The sequence below is a fragment of the Ferdinandcohnia sp. QZ13 genome (assembly GCF_031324165.1).
Lineage (GTDB): Bacteria > Bacillota > Bacilli > Bacillales > Bacillaceae_L > Ferdinandcohnia.
Genome location: NZ_JAVIVW010000015.1, coordinates 969,296 through 985,569 on the forward strand (window position 1 = coordinate 969,296; position 16,274 = coordinate 985,569).

16 protein-coding genes are annotated in these 16,274 nt (G+C 37.5%); 4 read left to right on the forward strand and 12 right to left on the reverse strand.

The window, feature by feature from the left end; all coding sequences use genetic code 11:
• Positions 1-5: 5 nt before the first annotated feature.
• The 3 genes from RGU12_RS18575 to RGU12_RS18585 all read right to left on the reverse strand — a co-directional run bounded on the left by RGU12_RS18575 (position 6) and on the right by RGU12_RS18585 (position 2,787).
• Complete coding sequence (locus RGU12_RS18575; protein WP_309537350.1) at positions 6-1,175, reverse strand: MalY/PatB family protein; 1,170 nt, start codon at positions 1,173-1,175, stop codon at positions 6-8.
• Between the two features lie 22 nt (positions 1,176-1,197).
• Positions 1,198-1,785, reverse strand: coding sequence for a peptide deformylase (gene def, locus RGU12_RS18580; RefSeq protein ID WP_309537351.1), 588 nt, complete (start codon positions 1,783-1,785; stop codon positions 1,198-1,200).
• A gap of 324 nt (positions 1,786-2,109) precedes the next feature.
• Positions 2,110-2,787, reverse strand: a complete 678-nt coding sequence (locus tag RGU12_RS18585; protein WP_309537352.1) for an SGNH/GDSL hydrolase family protein — start codon at positions 2,785-2,787, stop codon at positions 2,110-2,112.
• Between the two features lie 160 nt (positions 2,788-2,947).
• On the opposite strand from RGU12_RS18585, the gene RGU12_RS18590 reads away from it, so the two are divergent.
• Complete coding sequence (locus RGU12_RS18590; RefSeq protein ID WP_309537353.1) at positions 2,948-3,529, forward strand: DUF1836 domain-containing protein; 582 nt, start codon at positions 2,948-2,950, stop codon at positions 3,527-3,529.
• Positions 3,530-3,551: 22 nt separating this feature from the next.
• Here the strand turns inward: RGU12_RS18590 and RGU12_RS18595 are convergent, their stop codons facing one another.
• The 6 genes from RGU12_RS18595 to RGU12_RS18620 form a co-directional block, all read right to left on the reverse strand.
• The gene (locus RGU12_RS18595) at positions 3,552-4,610 is read right to left on the reverse strand and encodes a peroxiredoxin family protein (RefSeq protein WP_309537354.1); all 1,059 of its coding nucleotides are present in this window, start codon (positions 4,608-4,610) and stop codon (positions 3,552-3,554) included.
• Between the two features lie 228 nt (positions 4,611-4,838).
• A complete protein-coding gene (locus tag RGU12_RS18600) occupies positions 4,839-7,967 on the reverse strand; it encodes an efflux RND transporter permease subunit (protein WP_309537355.1) in 3,129 nt (1,042 codons plus the stop codon).
• A gap of 2 nt (positions 7,968-7,969) precedes the next feature.
• Positions 7,970-8,431 (reverse strand): MarR family winged helix-turn-helix transcriptional regulator, encoded by a 462-nt coding sequence (locus RGU12_RS18605; RefSeq protein ID WP_309537356.1) that lies wholly within the window; start codon positions 8,429-8,431, stop codon positions 7,970-7,972.
• Between the two features lie 270 nt (positions 8,432-8,701).
• Complete coding sequence (locus RGU12_RS18610) at positions 8,702-9,442, reverse strand: YfjL-like protein (protein WP_309537357.1); 741 nt, start codon at positions 9,440-9,442, stop codon at positions 8,702-8,704.
• Positions 9,439-10,017, reverse strand: coding sequence for a hypothetical protein (locus RGU12_RS18615; protein ID WP_309537358.1), 579 nt, complete (start codon positions 10,015-10,017; stop codon positions 9,439-9,441). Before RGU12_RS18615 ends, RGU12_RS18610 begins: the two co-directional genes overlap by 4 nt.
• Positions 10,010-10,501: an RNA polymerase sigma factor gene (locus tag RGU12_RS18620; RefSeq protein ID WP_309537359.1), complete on the reverse strand. Its 492-nt coding sequence runs from the start codon at positions 10,499-10,501 to the stop codon at positions 10,010-10,012. Before RGU12_RS18620 ends, RGU12_RS18615 begins: the two co-directional genes overlap by 8 nt.
• 217 nt (positions 10,502-10,718) lie before the next feature.
• On the opposite strand from RGU12_RS18620, the gene RGU12_RS18625 reads away from it, so the two are divergent.
• Positions 10,719-11,735 (forward strand): DUF1646 family protein, encoded by a 1,017-nt coding sequence (locus RGU12_RS18625; protein WP_309537360.1) that lies wholly within the window; start codon positions 10,719-10,721, stop codon positions 11,733-11,735.
• Between the two features lie 24 nt (positions 11,736-11,759).
• Here the strand turns inward: RGU12_RS18625 and RGU12_RS18630 are convergent, their stop codons facing one another.
• The gene (locus RGU12_RS18630) at positions 11,760-12,176 is read right to left on the reverse strand and encodes a DUF1284 domain-containing protein (RefSeq protein ID WP_309537361.1); all 417 of its coding nucleotides are present in this window, start codon (positions 12,174-12,176) and stop codon (positions 11,760-11,762) included.
• Positions 12,177-12,369: 193 nt separating this feature from the next.
• Here RGU12_RS18630 and RGU12_RS18635 point away from each other — a divergent pair, with 193 nt between their 5' ends.
• A complete protein-coding gene (locus RGU12_RS18635; protein ID WP_309537362.1) occupies positions 12,370-13,389 on the forward strand; it encodes a serine hydrolase domain-containing protein in 1,020 nt (339 codons plus the stop codon).
• Between the two features lie 43 nt (positions 13,390-13,432).
• Here the strand turns inward: RGU12_RS18635 and RGU12_RS18640 are convergent, their stop codons facing one another.
• Positions 13,433-13,609: a PepSY domain-containing protein gene (locus tag RGU12_RS18640; RefSeq protein WP_309537363.1), complete on the reverse strand. Its 177-nt coding sequence runs from the start codon at positions 13,607-13,609 to the stop codon at positions 13,433-13,435.
• A gap of 528 nt (positions 13,610-14,137) precedes the next feature.
• Between RGU12_RS18640 and brfA the strand changes: the two genes are divergently transcribed.
• Positions 14,138-14,350 (forward strand): ribosome rescue factor BrfA, encoded by a 213-nt coding sequence (gene brfA, locus RGU12_RS18645; RefSeq protein ID WP_309537364.1) that lies wholly within the window; start codon positions 14,138-14,140, stop codon positions 14,348-14,350.
• A gap of 313 nt (positions 14,351-14,663) precedes the next feature.
• On the opposite strand, the gene RGU12_RS18650 is transcribed toward brfA, so the two are convergent.
• Complete coding sequence (locus RGU12_RS18650; RefSeq protein WP_309537365.1) at positions 14,664-15,887, reverse strand: DUF438 domain-containing protein; 1,224 nt, start codon at positions 15,885-15,887, stop codon at positions 14,664-14,666.
• Positions 15,888-16,274: the final 387 nt, after the last annotated feature.

Below are 16,274 nucleotides of genomic sequence, written 5' to 3' on the forward strand. Positions count from 1 at the left end.
ATGAACTATTTTTTGAGTGCTTCACTAAACCTTTTTAAGCCTTCTTCCAACAGCGCCCTCGGGCAGGCAATGTTGATTCTTGTAAAGCCTTCTCCTTCTTTTCCAAAAATGTACCCTTCATCAAATGCGACTTTCCCTTGTTTTTGGATGACTTCTTCTAATTTTTTTGCATCCAATCCAAGCTCACGGCAATCAAGCCACACAAGGTATGTTGCATCTGGCTTAATTACTTTTACCTCTGGGATGTTCGACTTAATATACTCGTTTAGAAAATCAAGATTCCCTTTTAAATAAACAAGGAGCTGATCCAGCCATTCTTCTCCTTCCTCGTATGCAGCGATTAAGGCAGTTACCCCAAATGTATTGGTCATGCCAATAAAGCGATCTTCGAGAGCTTTATTAAACCTTTCACGAAGTTCTTGGTTCGGAATAATCATATTGGATGTTTGCAAGCCTGCAAGATTAAAGGTTTTGCTTGGTGCAGTGCACGTTATCGAACGCCCGGCAAAATTATCGGATATTGATGCAAATGGAGTATGTATATTCCCTTCATATACAAGGTCAGAGTGAATTTCATCTGAAACAACCAGTATATTGTGCTTTAAACAAATTTCTCCTAGTTTTGTGAGTTCATCTTGCTCCCAAACTCGACCGACAGGATTGTGTGGATTTGAAATTATGATCATTTTTACAGATGGATCAATCTTTTTCTCAAGGTCCTCAAAATCCATGTAATAACGTCCATTTTCAAGTCGTAACGGATTATTGACTATTTCCCGGCCATTTTTTTCAATTACACTCATAAAGGGGTAATAAACGGGTTGCTGAATGATTATCTTATCACCTGGGTTCGTAAAGCTTTGGACAATAATACCAAGTGCGGGTACGACACCTGGTGTAAAGGTAATCCAATCCTTTTCAATCGTCCAATTATGACGACGCTTCATCCACCCCACTGTTGCTTCATAATAGGAGTCAGGTCTTGTTGTATATCCGTAAATTCCGTGATCAGCTCTCTTTTTTAAGGCTTCAATAACAGGCTGTGGTGATTTGAAATCCATATCAGCCACCCACATCGGAAGGATTTCTTTGTCTCCAAACAAGTTTTCTACCTCATCCCATTTCACTGAGTTCGTCTGTAATCGATTAATCGATTCATTAAAGTTATACTTCAAAACCAAACCCCTCCATCTATTTTTAATATAAGCTTTTTATTGCCACATTTTCTGGTAACTTAAATGGATTCTCTTTGTTGATGTGATCGTAGAACATGATTCCGTTCAAATGGTCCATTTCATGTTGAAATACGATGGAGGCATACCCTTTTAAACGAAGCAAAATCTCTTGTCCATGAATATCGAACGCTTTTATCTTAATTTTTTCATATCTTGGAACATAGCCTTCTACTGGGCGATCAACAGAAAGACACCCTTCTCCTTCAGGCAAATACGTCATCGATACAGAATGGCTGATAATTTTCGGATTGACGATATGATACTCATATAATGTATCATCAAAGTCGGTAAAGTAAGTGACAAACATGCGCTTATCCAAACCGACTTGGTTTGCAGATAAACCAACTCCTGGTCGTAAGCCATATTTTTTTGCAAGCTCAGGGTCTTGGCTATTTTTCAAATAATTCATCATACTAATTAGGGATTCTTTGTCTTCTTCAGACAATGGCACAGGAACCTCTTCCGTTTTTTGTGCTAAAATCGGGTGTCCCTCACGGACAATATCCTTCATCGTAATCACATAATCAGATTTATAGTACATGCTTTTCATCTACCTTTTCTCATTTTCATCTAATCAAATGCGCCTTGGCGTATTTGCGCCCAGATTTTTAAGCCTACACGAGGTGGGTCACAAAGACGAAGACATCAGGACGTGGCGTTCTTAGTCTTTGATCTCATGCTCGAAAAGTTTCCTTTGAAAATCTGTGGCATCCGCCGGAGGCTTTAACTATATTGAGTCGGGGTTAAAGCCCCCACTCAATATAGTTAATCTTAGCTTTCTCTTTCGTTTATGTCCATTGATATACAGTGTTTTCACAATACACGAGATGTATTCTACGTGAAAAAGAAAAATGCCTCCGGTACTGGAGACATTTCAAATCGTTGCATTTTTTAATAATGAATTAAAAACTTCATTACTCATTGTTTTATAACCTTCACCTGTCAAATGAATGCCATCATCACTAATAAAGTCTTTTAGGTCCCCTTTATGTTTCATAGCTGAACGAACATCAATCTTTAGCACACTTAATTGCTCAGCTAAGCTATTAATACTGCGGTTATAAAGGCCATGCCAGTGCTCAATTCCTCCTTGAAGACTAATCCAATGACTAATTGAGCTTCCATATTTTTCGGCAAGCAGCTTGTAATAGCGAACAGGGTCAAGGGGTGGCAATGTCATCAAAATAGGAGTACTATTCGAATCTTGTATTTTTATAATCAATTGTTTTAGATTTTCTATATATCGGTCAATCGGGACAATTGGTTGATGCTCTGCTTCGGGTTTTTCAGCCACTTCATCCCATTTAAAATTGCAGTCATTACCGCCAATATTAATAATCACGTAGTCCGGATGTTCGGAAATCACATCTTTCTCAACACGGGACAATAATAAATCTGAGTTATCATTAAAAACACCTTTGTTCATAACAGTGAAATGATCAGATGCGAACTGCTGTAAAATAGCTGGATAATTCTCTTTTAAAATTCGCATGCGACCTTTCACAAAAGAGACACCTCTCGTTAAACTATCACCAAAGCATATAATTTTCATATTTATCCCCGCTTACCATTATTTTTTCACGTTACTACCACATGTGGTTTTTAATACTACATATAATCATATGCGCATTATATCATATAGTCAAGATTTACTTCTTGGTGGTTATAAGGTAAACTAAATAACAAATCATTGGAAAAATGAGGTTGTTAAAGTGGAGGAGAAGGATTTACTCAAAGTATTAGAAATTGATAAAAATATCTTTTTAGAAGATATTCCACAGATTGATTTATATATGGATCAGGTCATTCAGCTCTTTGAAAATACATTTAACACGGCTAAAAGAAATGAGGACGAAAAGATCCTAACGAAGACCATGATCAATAATTACGCAAAAGGAAAACTGCTAATCCCGATTAAAAATAAGAAATATTCAAGGGAGCATTTGATTTTATTAAGCTTGATTTATCAGCTTAAAAGTGGAATATCAATCAATGATATAAAAGCGACCCTTAATCCCGTAAATCAACGGGTTATGGATGAAGAAGCGTTTAACCTTGAGGATTTTTATAAAAGTTATCTTGCCCTGTTTGGTAAAAATGGGGAGGAATTCAAAAGGGACATCGAGACCAAAATGAATAATGTAGCAGAAGAGATGGGTTCTGCCGCAGATAAACAATTGAAAAAAGTACTTTTGATTTTATCTTTTATTACAGCTAGTCAATTTTACCGTCGTGCTGCGGAAACATTGGTAGATGAGTTAATAAGTGAACAGAACGAAAAAAAAGAAAAGTGACTGGCTCACTTTTCTTTTTTCACTATTTTATACTATTGAATAACCCGTTCATCATTTCTTTATCCATTGGTCCTACAACTTTTTTCCGAACGACGCCTTTGGAATCAATTAAATAACTCGTTGGAATAGCGTAAGCCTGATAGGTTTGTCCGATATCCCCTTTCTCATCGAGCATGACAGGAAAGGTGAGCTCGTATTCGTCTACAAACTTTGCTACATCTGAACTTTTCTTCTCAGCGGTTGTCAAATTAACGGATAAAAGAACAATATTGGAATCTTTATTTTCTACATAAAACTCCTGCATATGTGGCATTTCTGCTTTACAAGGTGGGCACCAGCTCGCCCAAAAGTTTAAAATGACTTTCTTTCCCCTAAACGCCGAAAGCGTCAATTCTTCTCCATTTATTGTTTTCAGTGTAAAATCAGGTGCAAGTTGACCTTCGGAGATCCCTACTTTATTTTCTACTGTTTCTACCTCTTCTTTTGGTGTTGCGAATGAAATATTGCTATTGATGGTCCACACGATAAGCCCTGTTAAACCCACGATGAGTGCTGCCTTTTTAAACAAATGAAACACTTCCTTTTTCTGTGGTCCTCTATAATAGAATGTCAACAAAACGAGAAAGAATGCACCCATTGATTTTATAAAATGAAGGACTACTTGTTCCTGTAACCAAAATAATGCAAGTAAATCATAGGTCATCAAGGTTGTGAAGCTCGTAATTAGAATGGAACGAATAAGAAGTATTGAGTGAACAGTACCCTTTTTCAAATGATACAGTAAATAAAGAAGTGTAATTACGAATGCAATCACAAATCCTTTCGTACCACCTGTAAAATACAGTAAGGACATTGGACTTTTTATGACGAGTTTTGGTTCTAGAAGGATTAAACTGCCTTTCCACGACAAAAAACCAATAAAAATACCATTAGTGAGTAAGTTTAGAATGGCTTTGGTTATTTCTTTCGTTTGTGTTTTTGCCAGCCAGAAACGTGCAACTAGTAATCCCGTAATTATTCCTATTCCAAGTATGATCCATTTTGTCATAATGGCTAACGAGCCTATTTGTATGAAATGCATGCTTGTCCTCCGTCATGTTTTAGTACAACTATTATACAATGTAAATCATATTTAATTACTTAAAACGTTTTGTGACAGTAAATTTTACATAGTGACAGTATTTCTGGAATAATGACAGTATTATTCAGATAGTGACAGTATTTTTTAAATAGTGACAGTAAACTTAAACGAAGAGTTAAAACTTTCGCCAAAAAACAATGAGGCCCCGCAATCGGAGCCTCATTTTCTTTAATTTGTTGGTCTTTTGAACGGCCACCAGTTGGCAATTCCGAAGTTTTTGACCATAACTGGAATAAATAATGGCAGAATCACAAATGCGTACAACAATAGTCCGACGAGTGTGATCGACGCAATTTGCAGCAACGATAGCATTCCAGAAGGCATCATTGCGGCAAATGTTCCTCCGAGAATAATGGCTGCTGAAATAATAACAGTTCCCATCTTCTTCATGGAAAGAAGCATTGCTTCTGCGACTGAGATATCACGAAATTCGTTAAAGCGGTCCATTAAAAAGATACTGTAATCAACCCCGAGTGCGACGAGGATAACAAATCCAAAGAATGGAACTGCCCAGCTAATTCCGGTGTACCCAAGAATATTAACAAAAATCACTTCATTGATCGCCATTGATGTGTAATAGGTTAAAATCAATGAACCGATGATATAGATTGGCATGATCAATGAACGGAATAAGAAAATTAAAATGAGCGCAATCCCGATAAACATCAAGACAATTGTTCGAGAATAGTCCTGCTCAGACATTTTGCTTAAATCCGTGTTCGTGCTCGTGATACCGCCAAGTGCTACATCAGCATTTTCAAGCTTTGTACCTTTCGTTGCTCTTTCAACAGCTGCATTGATTTCGTCGATTTGATCCATTGCTTCGTTCGAATAAGGGTTTGCTTCAAAAATGACATCAAATGTCATGATTTTACGGTCCTTAGACATGTAGACATCAAGAACCTGAGCGAAATCGTCACTTTCAAGCACTTCTTCTGGCATGTAAAAAGCATTTAAATCTTCTGAGTTGGAAAGGTCAGATAAATATTCCTGAGCAGATCCTAAACCATCTGAAACCTGCCCAAGCCCCTCTGCACTTTGCGTGAGTCCATCTGTTAACTGTGTGATTTGACCACCAAGGCTTCCAAATCCAGCAAGAAGTTGCTTCTGACCGTCATTAATGCCTGTTAGACCATTTGTAATTTGTGGCATTCCTTGAACAATTTGACCTTGCCCATTTGCAGCTTGAAGAAGTCCCCCTTTAAGTTGTTCTAGACCTGCAATTAGTTGTTCAAAACCTGTTGGTAGTGCTGTTTGTTCTTTCAGCAATTGCTCAAAACCTGCGTTAGCTTCTATTAATCCATCATTTGCCCCTGAAAGATGACCATTTAATGTCTTTATGCCACCAGATATTGCTGGGATTCCTTGTTGTAATGTAAGAATGCTTTTTTTCATCCCGCCATAAAATGGATCTTCAGCAACCCCTTGATGCCTTTTTTGGAACTCCTCAAAACCTTGTTCGTTAAATTGATTTAACTGAGTTGATAGTTGATCTAATTGTAAAGCCACTCCTGAGTACTGTTCAAGTAATGTAGCAATCCCACCTTGAGCATCCTTATACCCAGCTGATAGATTATTATAATAGGTTCCTAATTCTTCAGCACCGGCCTTTGCCTTGCCAACCTCGGCAATCATCGTATCGATTCCAGCTGTTCCACTACGGATACCAGACTCGATTTTTGAAAGATTGGTTTGAATTTCGGTAAGGCCTGATTTGACTTGGTTTGTACCTGTGATTAATTCTCCAATTCCATCCGTAGCCGTTTTAAGTTCCGGCTCTGATTTTGCGAGTTCACTACCTGCTTCCTCTAAGCCATCCTTAATTTGAGTGAGTCCATCTTTTCCTTCACCAAGACCTTCCTCAAGTGTTTTAGCTTGGTTTGCCACGAACAAATCCTCGATTGGTTCGCCAGTTGGTCGTGTGACTGAGCGAACTGTGTCAACTAAGTCTACCTTTTCCACTTCTTGGCTGATTTTTTCTGCTAGTTCGATATATTCAGTGGAGTCCATCGCCTCATCATTTTTTAAAACGATTTGAGTAGGCATAGATTCACCTGGTCCGAAGCTACCTGCGATGGCGTTAAAGGCTTTGATTGAATTTACATCACCACTTAATTCTTCTAATGAATCATAGGAGATGTCACCATCATATACAAATAAAAATGGAGCAACGATTGCCGCTACAACTAATAAAGATAGGAGTGGGCGCCCCAATGAAAAACGACCAGCTATTTCCCAAATCTTGCTGTCCCCATGTTCCAAATTTTTCTTAGATGGCCAGAATAGTTTTCTCCCTAAAACAGCCATAAAGAATGGAACAACAGTAAATAAGGCACCTAATAAAAGTGCTACCCCAACTGCTACAGCGACAGCAGATTGGTATAAAATAAATTGTGAAAACCCGATTGCCGCAAAACCAATCATGACCGCAATTCCACTAAATAGAACAGTGCGTCCTGCATTTTTATACGTTTCAATAATCGCTTCAGTTAAGCTCTCCCGATGTGAAAGCTCCTCTTTAAAACGACTTAATAGTAAGATACAGTAGTCCGTTCCAATTCCAAATAAAACTGCAACTAAGAAAATCTGAGTGTAGGTTGATATTGGAAAGTCAAATTGATCAACCAGCATTGCAACAATGGATTGCGAAGCAAGATAAGCAAATCCTACTGTCACAAGTGGAATAATAGGTGCAATTAATGATCTAAAAACAAGTAAAAGAACGACCAGAATAAAGACAACTGTTATACCCTCTGTCTTTTTTAAACCTTCTTGGGCACTCGTCATTAGGTCCTCAGTAATTAGCCATTCACTCGTGTAATAGTGATCAACTTTAACATCTTCAATTGCCTGATATAAAGCCTCGCTAACTTCTTTTGGTTCACGATCATTCCAACTTACTGTTACAGATGCTAAGATTGATTTTCCATCCTCTGAAACTAGCTGTTCCTTTAGTGTATCTTCGTTAAAATGAGTTAGGATTTCGGTAATCCCGATTTCTCCTTTTTTGTCTTCAAGAAGTCGGATGGCCCGTTCAGCTTCTTTGATTTCGTCTTCGGTTAGCTTCTTTTCATCGTGAAACACAAGTGCAACCTGTGTTTCATTTCCTCCACCCTTTTGGGATTGGGCATCGCTTAAAATTTCTCCTGCAATGGAGGATGAGTATTCGTCTGGAACGGTGATTTGACCCTTTTCACGGACAAGATCCGCCATATTTGGAGCTGCAAGAAATAATCCAGCCACGACAACAATCCATGCGATAAGGACAAACCACTTCCGTTTAATGATAAAATTCATGCTTAATCCACCACCCTGTTATTTTTTATTTGTTGTAGGATTCCATTAAGCTTTTCATAGGTTTTTAGAAATCGAACAATTTCCTCTTCTGAAAATTCACCAATGATCGATTCGACTAACTTATGAACCCGCTCCTCTGTCTTGGTAAATAGTTCATTTCCTTTGTTTGACAATGTTAAGTAAACAATTCTTCGATCATTCTCATCCCGCGTTCTTTGAATCAACCCTTTTTCAAATAGTCGGTTAATAATCGCAGTAATCGCACTCTTTTTCACTTCAAAAACTTCTGCAAGTTCTGTTGATGTACACGAACCTACCTTATTTATGTAGCGAAGTGTATAATGCTGTTCATTTGTAAGGTTACTTCCGATTTGTTCCTTTACAAGCGACTCAGCGGTGGTATTTACTGAAAAAGATACATCTATATAAGAATCCACTAATTCTTTAATGTTTGTTATAGTCATCGTTTGAAATCACCTCACAGTATAAAAATAATAGTTAAACTATTTAACTATTAACAAAGTTAACTATAATTTGCACCAATAATAATGTCAAGTCAAATACGACTTGGCGTATTTGCGCCCAGATTTTTTCGAGCTAGCTCGAAAACTTTCCTTTGAAAATCTGTGGCATCCGCCGGAGGCTTAAATTTTATTCATCAGAAGTAGAGGACTTCTGATGAATAAAATTAAAACATCCCTCTAAAAGAAGAGAGATGTGGATTTAATTTCCCGCTATTCAATTACTTCAATATCCTTCAATTCAATGTCTGTGTCCTTTTCGAATGAAACATAATACTTTACATATCCGGTATCATCTTTTACATATTCGGCTTTAGAGTCATCAATGATGTTCCCATTAATCGTGACACCTGCATAGGTATAGTTATTGTCATTAAGAACCTTCTGAATGACTTGGGAATCTGTTAAAACATCTTCCTTTGTTGATTGGGTTGAATCCAACACAATATGGATGCTGATAGGCTTCTCTAGTTTCATATCCTTGCTCCATGTTGTATTCAAGTCATAATCACCTTTTTGAACCTCTAAAGAAACCCCCATTCCTTTCACAGTCGGGACGGATTTCTTTAATAGTTCCGTTATTTCCCTTTGAGCTTCCGCACTTAATTTTTCCATTAACGGCTCATCTAAGTTCTCTGTGTAGATGGAGTCTATAATCACATGCGGCTTTAAAAATCCTCTAACGTTAAATTCATAGGTCTTTGGCCCGTTCTCATTAGGAACAGTCCCGCCAATTTCTATTACGTTAAAATCATAGGTCTTAAACTTAAAATTATAGAATCCCTCCTCAATCCGGAACTCGCGGTCAGGGTAAGTCTCCTCTAAATAATGTTTAAGAGTATTTGTTGAATATAGCTTACTCACGGGATTTCCATTAAATTCGTTATAGATAAATAGGATGAACAAAACGAGCAATCCAAGGAGAATACTATACATTACTTTTCGCTTTTTCATTTATCCTCACCATTCCTTATTTTCAGATATAAAAATCCAATCATACTGCCGATAAAAGCAAATAAATAATGAATCAAGGTTACCAGGATGGATCCCATAATAGACTGCAATAAAAACTGCCCAAAAGAAACTGTGGAACCCATGTCCCCTTGAATAAAGTCACCTATGTTCCCAGCTAGTGACCAAATAAAGATGGGGATAAAAGAGATGTAAAAAACAATTTTCATATCTTTGTAAAATAGGTAAGTGAGTAATCCAAGTACTGCATACCATAAAATAAAACCAAAACTTTCATTGAGCATGGATGTTTGAACGGCAAGGAAAAAGGATAGCCCAACAAAAATGAGTTGATAGAGCGCGAGCCTTCTTTTGATGTTTGTGATCATTTTATCGTGCTGAACAGGCGATTCAATTTTATCCTTTTCGAGCGGAGTCATTGCTTGGTGCATGAGTTTTTGTAGTTCCTGGTTATCCTGTATTTGTTCCTCTAGCCATGTGGTCGTTTCTGCACTCAACAGTCCCTCATTGTATAGAGGTAGCAAATCCTCAATGATTGCTTGTTTACGTTTATCCATGATATCCCTCCATTTCCTTATGAAGCTTAAGTTTCGCTCGGTGAAATGTGACTCTAGCAAAGTTTTCACTTTTTCCAAGCAAGCTTCCAATCTCTTTAAACGATAACTCTCCGTAGATTCTTAGTGTGACAACTTCTTTTGATACATCATCTAGTCGATTGATATACTCGATTAGATTTTGTTTCACTTCCCTTTTTAGTACTTCCTCCTCCGGTGTAGTCGATTCCCCTTTTTCTTTTTTAAGCAACTCGTTTAACTGCGTCTTATATTTATTGGAGCGATAATGCTTTAACAATCGATTTTTTGCAATGGAGAATAACCACGTCTGGATTGTTGATTGCTGTGAAAAGGTATGCATGCTTTTAAGTGCTTCATAGAAAACCTCTTGAGTTAAGTCCTCCGCAATCTCTTTGCTAGAGGTTTTGATAAAGAAAAAAGCATATATTCGTGGTTGTACTTCTTTATATAACTCCTCTAGCTCCATTTTTCTCTCCCTATCTACTTGATTTTTGTTCGTTCATTGTATTAGTACCTTGGAATCCGTTTTCGTTACAAACTTATTTAAATATTCTAATCTTCCAAAGCATAATCCAGGGTTTGTCCTGTGTAAATGAAAAAATAAGCAAGTTTGTCCGATTTTAGGCATATGTTTTTATTACTTGCTCATTGGAGGACAATTTAAGAAAGTTGGGGGAATGTGAATGTTTTTCGGTCTATTAGTGATTTTAATCCTTGTTTTGTTTTTACCATTTTCAGTTAAGCTGATCGAAAAAAATTTAGAGGTCTTTCTCTTTTTCATGGGGCTTCTTGCTGCGGTTGTCGGTGGTGTATTTAATAGCCAGCTTTTTGTACGAGCATCCGTTGACCCCATTAAGATTACACTAGCTGTTTTAATTGCCGGGCTATTATTTAAATGGTTTCATGCACCTTTGCAAAAATTAATTGTTGGAATGAGTCGCAAAATTCCATTTCGTTTATTTATCGGGTTAGTTGTCATCTTTTTAGGCCTGATTTCAAGTGTAATAACGGCCATCATAGCGGCACTTGTACTTGTATTGATTGTAACTTCATTGAGACTTGAGCGTGGTTCTGCCATTCGTTTCGTCGTGATTGCGTGTTTTTCGATTGGTTTAGGCGCAGCGCTGACCCCAATCGGAGAACCCTTATCAACGATTGCCATCAGCAAGCTTAACGAGGGTTTTTTCTTTTTAATCGGTTTAATTGGCCCACAAATATTTGCTTCATTCTTTATTTTTGGCTTGTTGGCAACCTTTGTAGTTGAACCTCCAAAACGGAAGAAAGAATCATTTCAAAAGGAATCGAATAGTGAGACCTATGAGGAAATTTTCGTACGATCCCTAAAGATTTATTTTTTCGTAATGGGATTAACTTTATTAGGATCAGGTTTTGAGCCAATGATCAACCGTTATTTCATTGGACTTGATCCATTGTTACTTTACTGGTTAAATATGATTTCCGCGATTCTCGATAACGCCACTTTAGCAGCTGCAGAAATTAGTCCAGCGATGGACCATTTTACGATTCAATCGATTTTGCTTGGTTTAATGATTAGTGGAGGAATGCTGATTCCAGGTAACATTCCGAATATCATTGCCGCAGGAAAACTGGACATTACAAGTAAGGAATGGGCAAAGTTTGGTGTACCAGTCGGGCTTTGCGTCATGCTAGGATATTTCTTAATTATCTATTCAATGTAAAAAATGCCTATCTCTAGGCATTTTTTAATTGACTTCTCGCAGTCCTTTTCCATCGAGAATTTCTTGTACCCCTTCCTCGCAAACGCCATAAGCCCGCCACGAACAGGTTTCGCAGACTGTTTGAATATCAAGTGGGACAACATGTTTCTGGATTCGTGATTCAATGTCCTCCCATCTTAAAATTTGTCCAATTCGGATGCCCATTTTTTCTAGAATTTGTGCATCCCTTTCGTAGATGGAATTGTCTTCACAATGGTATTTACCATTGTTTGGATACTTTTCGCATAAATGATCGGGCCCTTTTACAATCTGAACAAGTGTCTTCGGATTCTTTCTAAGTGTTTGATGGACAATCGTCATATTTTCCACGTATTCCTGAGAATAGCCCATTCCTCGGTAGCCCAAAAGGCAAAATAAATGATGGCCGCGCAGTTTGTACATAATAGCCCCCTTTGTTAACTATAGTTAATTTTCAGTTTACATATATTTTATCTTAAAACTCCAAAAATTTGTTCAACTTTTTCTATTTTCTTACCTGCTACTAGAAAAATATGGTACCCTTTTATTGAGTCCCTGAAAATAATTATTGTTTGTCACAAATGCCAATTGGAATTCAAAACAAGGAGTTATATCCATGCACATTGAAACGAAATTAAATGATAGAATAGATCAATTTTGTCAACAAAGTAATTTCTCAGGAGTTGTTTTAGCAAAACAAAAGGATGCCAAATTAATAGAATTGACATACGGTTATTCAAATAGAGCTGAAGAATTAGCAAACACCATCCATACAAAGTTTGGTATAGCATCTGGGTGTAAGCTTTTTACCGCTATTGCGGTTTGTCAGTTGGTTGAAAAGGGTTTGCTAACATTTGATACAAGATTAAAAGATTGCCTTAATATCGATTTTCCAAACTTCGAGGAGAATATTTCCCTCCATCAATTGTTAACTCATACTTCTGGTGTCCCGGATTATTTTGATGAAGAGGTTATGGATGATTTTGAGGAACTATGGAAAGAAAATCCGATGTACCAGATTCGAGGACTGAAGGATTTCCTACCTTTGTTTCAGAATGGGGATATGATGTTTACACCGGGTGAAAGATTTCATTATAACAATGCCGGTTATATATTATTAGGATTAATAGTTGAGCAGAAGTCAGGGTTGTCCTTTACTGACTATATAGTTAAAAATATTTTTGAACAGTGTGGGATGAAGGATTCCGGGTATTTTTCTCTGGATTGTCTCCCAAAAAATACAGCGCTCGGATATATTGATAAAGAGGACGGTTCATGGCGAACAAATATATATTCGATTCCTGTTAAAGGTGGGTCTGATGGAGGAGCATTTGTCACTGCATCGGATATGCTGAAGCTTTGGGATGCGCTCCTACATTATAAATTACTGAGCCAGGAAATGACCGATCTACTAATAACCCCTCACGTACATGCTGAGGATGATGAATATTACGGTTACGGCATTTGGATTAGTAAAAGAGAATCTGAGATTTATAAATATCATGTTATGGGGTATGACCCAGGAGTGAGCTTCGCTTCTTCCTATTACCCAGATTCTGAAGTTACACTTGTCATTCCATCCAATCAGTCATACGGACCACATGATGTAACGGATGTATTTGAGGAAAATATGTAAAAAAATGAGGTCAGGAGTAGTCCTGGCCTCATTTTTTGAAATATTAGTTTTGGTCATCGTCATCTCGGCCATCCACTTCTTTTTTCAAAATCGTCCCGTCTACTGCGGAAATTTTCATTTCAATTTCATAATAACCGTCATCGTCTAACTCGATTTCTGTGATTGTGCCTGGTATATTCTTTGTTCCAATTGAAATGGCTTGATCTTTAGAAATTTCCACTGATGAAGTTTTTTGAGATTTATTTCCATCGTCATTGCGGTCATCATCGACTTTTACAACTTTTCCAGTAGTTGCATGAACTAAACCTCTGCATCTTCATCATGTGTACCTTCTAGCTCTACTTCGTAAACAAGCTCTCCGTTTTCACGATCTAGTTCAATTTCTTCGACATGTGCCCCTTTTACCTGTTGAAAAGAAAAGTACCAATCACCACAGGACGTTTTACCTATGGTGATTGATACTAATGAAAAGCCTATTCTTCTTCAATTTCTTCCTCTTGAGATCTTGGTCTTCTCCCCCAAAAGAATTCCCATGCATCCATTCGTTGAGATTCCTGTTCTTCTATGGTTTCCTTTTCTTTGTTATCAGCCAAAACCGGCACCTCCCCAATTTAATTCTCGTTTATATCCTATTCAACGGTTTGGGTTCTGTTTGGGAATATGCCCATAATTATGAAAAATTCATGATGGAATAGTGGAGATAATCGATGTATAATGAAGATGTAAATATTTTGAAGAGGTGATGAAGTTGGCAAAATCAAACGCTCGGAAAAAGCGTGAAAAACTTGTACGCGAAGGAAAGCGAAATCCCGAAAACGGAAGAAGCCCATTTGCATTAATTGATATGCAATCAAGAATGACAAAAACGAAAAAGGATCACTTATATCAAACTAAACATAAGAACCAATCATTCACTGATGGAAATGATGGTTCTTTTTTTTTTGTGGATGATATTGTTTAGCTTGGTTAGGTTCTAATCGGTTTTATTTTAGTTCTATCAATTTTATCCCTATTCTATCGACTTTAAGCTATAATCGATATTTTCCTAATAAAAAAACTGACACCAAGGTGTCAGCCAGACTGTTGACAAACGCTCGCATACTTCGTTGCTTGCCTCTCTCATCCGCTCATGAAGGCAACTTCTATTCGCGTCTTCGATCGGCTGCGCGCCTTGTCTGACAAGCGTTTTCAAGACAGTCTGGGGAGAGTAATTTCATCTAGATATCCTGTAAAAAAACGTGTAGACACCAAGGTGTCAGCATTATTTGCATCTTCTATGATAAAATTCGTTTTTCTCCCTCAATTTCTTGAATAGGAGCTATATTTTGGGAGAATTCCATGGTTCCGATATACTCTCCTTCCTCATCTCGTACGGCGAAGTATCGGATATACACGTATTTGCCTTTTGCTTTGATCCAGAAATCCTCAGCATCTTTTCTTCCTGATTTGAAGTCTTCAAGTAATTCTTCCACAACGTGAACACTTCTTGGAGGGTGACAGTTTTGAACCGTTCTCCCAATAACTGCTTTTGTCCTTGCAAAAATACGTTCTTTTCCTTTAGAGAAATAACGTACGACGTCATCCTTATCGATAAAGGTAATATCAACCGGTAAATGGTTTAACAGTAATTCAAGCTGTTTTAAAGATAATATACCTGTTTCCATCTTAAGAAATCCTTTTGACATCACTTGCTCATCATCAATGACACTTCGCTCAGGCTTCCAATCTTCCGGAGAAATCAAACAAAAACCGATTTCATCACTTTCTTGAGCAATTTTTAACCATTCGTCCTCTGTTAAATTATTTAGCGACATTGGAAAGAGAATATTTTCTTCGCGATAAATCATTTCGTCAACTTGATCGACAAAAAAGTTAATAACCTCCACAACTGATTGTTTCTCCCCATCATATTCGGTTAGCATTCTTTTTGCATCTTTTATTGCATCTACAATAAAATCATCAATTTTCCACATCATATTCGTTGGTCCATATATCCCGTACTTTTCTAAGTATGGAAATAGAAGCTGTTCTTTTCGTTCATAATGCTTCCTGATATCCAGCAAAAGATTACAATCACTGAGTAACTTCATTCTATTTTCATAGTGGTCATCTGCTTCAAAAACTTGCAAATGAATTTTAATTTTACTAACTAACTTTTCAAGTTCTCTATTTTCAAGCTTAAACGTATACACGGGATGTCCAGGTTGTTCTTCTGGTCGACTCGTTCTGGTTTCTTCTATAAAATCCTTAAAAATCTTCCGATGCTTTGTACAAATTTCTGTAGCCTCATGTGCCTGGATATTTTCTTCTTCCATTAACACATGTTGGAGCCTCGATACTTCGCCAATCGTTATATAGCCCACTTTATCCTTTAATTTAGATTTTATCTCTTCAACAGATTTACCATTATGTAAATCTTTAAAACTTTGCTTTATAAGAGCCTCACGCTCTTGGTCACTCATTTTATGTTGTTCACGATTATTTATAAGTTCACTCATACGAAATTCTCCTTTCAATCTATGCTTACTTTCGAAATTAACATAGTTTAAGGAAAAGGTTCGTGATTCGAATCACATTACAAAATAAAAGGCTCATTTCTAAAAGATTGTTGCTTTTAAAACATAGGGTGATTTCCCCTCCTGGTACTCGCTTTCCGCGGGCGATCCGCAAGCCTCCTCAGGCCTACACGATGTAGGTCACGAAGCCGTTGCCACAGGACGTGGCGCTCTTAGGCTTCGAACATTAATGCCTCACTACGGGGTCTCGCCTGGCTCGCTATTCCCGCAGGACGTTGAGTTTGCTGCCTTGAAACTTCACTGCATGAAGAAAACGCTTGCATTTTCGAGGATCTCGTACCATCCGCTGAAATCACTGGAAGGACAATA

Bases quoted from the DNA above. Each gene is read 5' to 3' on its own strand.
- def (WP_309537351.1), bottom strand. From the start codon at position 1,785: ATGAAAAGCATGTACTATAAATCTGATTATGTGATTACGATGAAGGAT.
- RGU12_RS18585 (WP_309537352.1), bottom strand. From the start codon at position 2,787: ATGAAAATTATATGCTTTGGTGATAGTTTAACGAGAGGTGTCTCTTTT.
- RGU12_RS18595 (WP_309537354.1), bottom strand. From the start codon at position 4,610: ATGCATTTCATACAAATAGGCTCGTTAGCCATTATGACAAAATGGATC.
- RGU12_RS18600 (WP_309537355.1), bottom strand. From the start codon at position 7,967: ATGAATTTTATCATTAAACGGAAGTGGTTTGTCCTTATCGCATGGATT.
- RGU12_RS18605 (WP_309537356.1), bottom strand. From the start codon at position 8,431: ATGACTATAACAAACATTAAAGAATTAGTGGATTCTTATATAGATGTA.
- RGU12_RS18610 (WP_309537357.1), bottom strand. From the start codon at position 9,442: ATGAAAAAGCGAAAAGTAATGTATAGTATTCTCCTTGGATTGCTCGTT.
- RGU12_RS18615 (WP_309537358.1), bottom strand. From the start codon at position 10,017: ATGGATAAACGTAAACAAGCAATCATTGAGGATTTGCTACCTCTATAC.
- RGU12_RS18620 (WP_309537359.1), bottom strand. From the start codon at position 10,501: ATGGAGCTAGAGGAGTTATATAAAGAAGTACAACCACGAATATATGCT.
- RGU12_RS18625 (WP_309537360.1), top strand. From the start codon at position 10,719: ATGTTTTTCGGTCTATTAGTGATTTTAATCCTTGTTTTGTTTTTACCA.
- RGU12_RS18630 (WP_309537361.1), bottom strand. From the start codon at position 12,176: ATGTACAAACTGCGCGGCCATCATTTATTTTGCCTTTTGGGCTACCGA.
- RGU12_RS18635 (WP_309537362.1), top strand. From the start codon at position 12,370: ATGCACATTGAAACGAAATTAAATGATAGAATAGATCAATTTTGTCAA.
- RGU12_RS18650 (WP_309537365.1), bottom strand. From the start codon at position 15,887: ATGAGTGAACTTATAAATAATCGTGAACAACATAAAATGAGTGACCAA.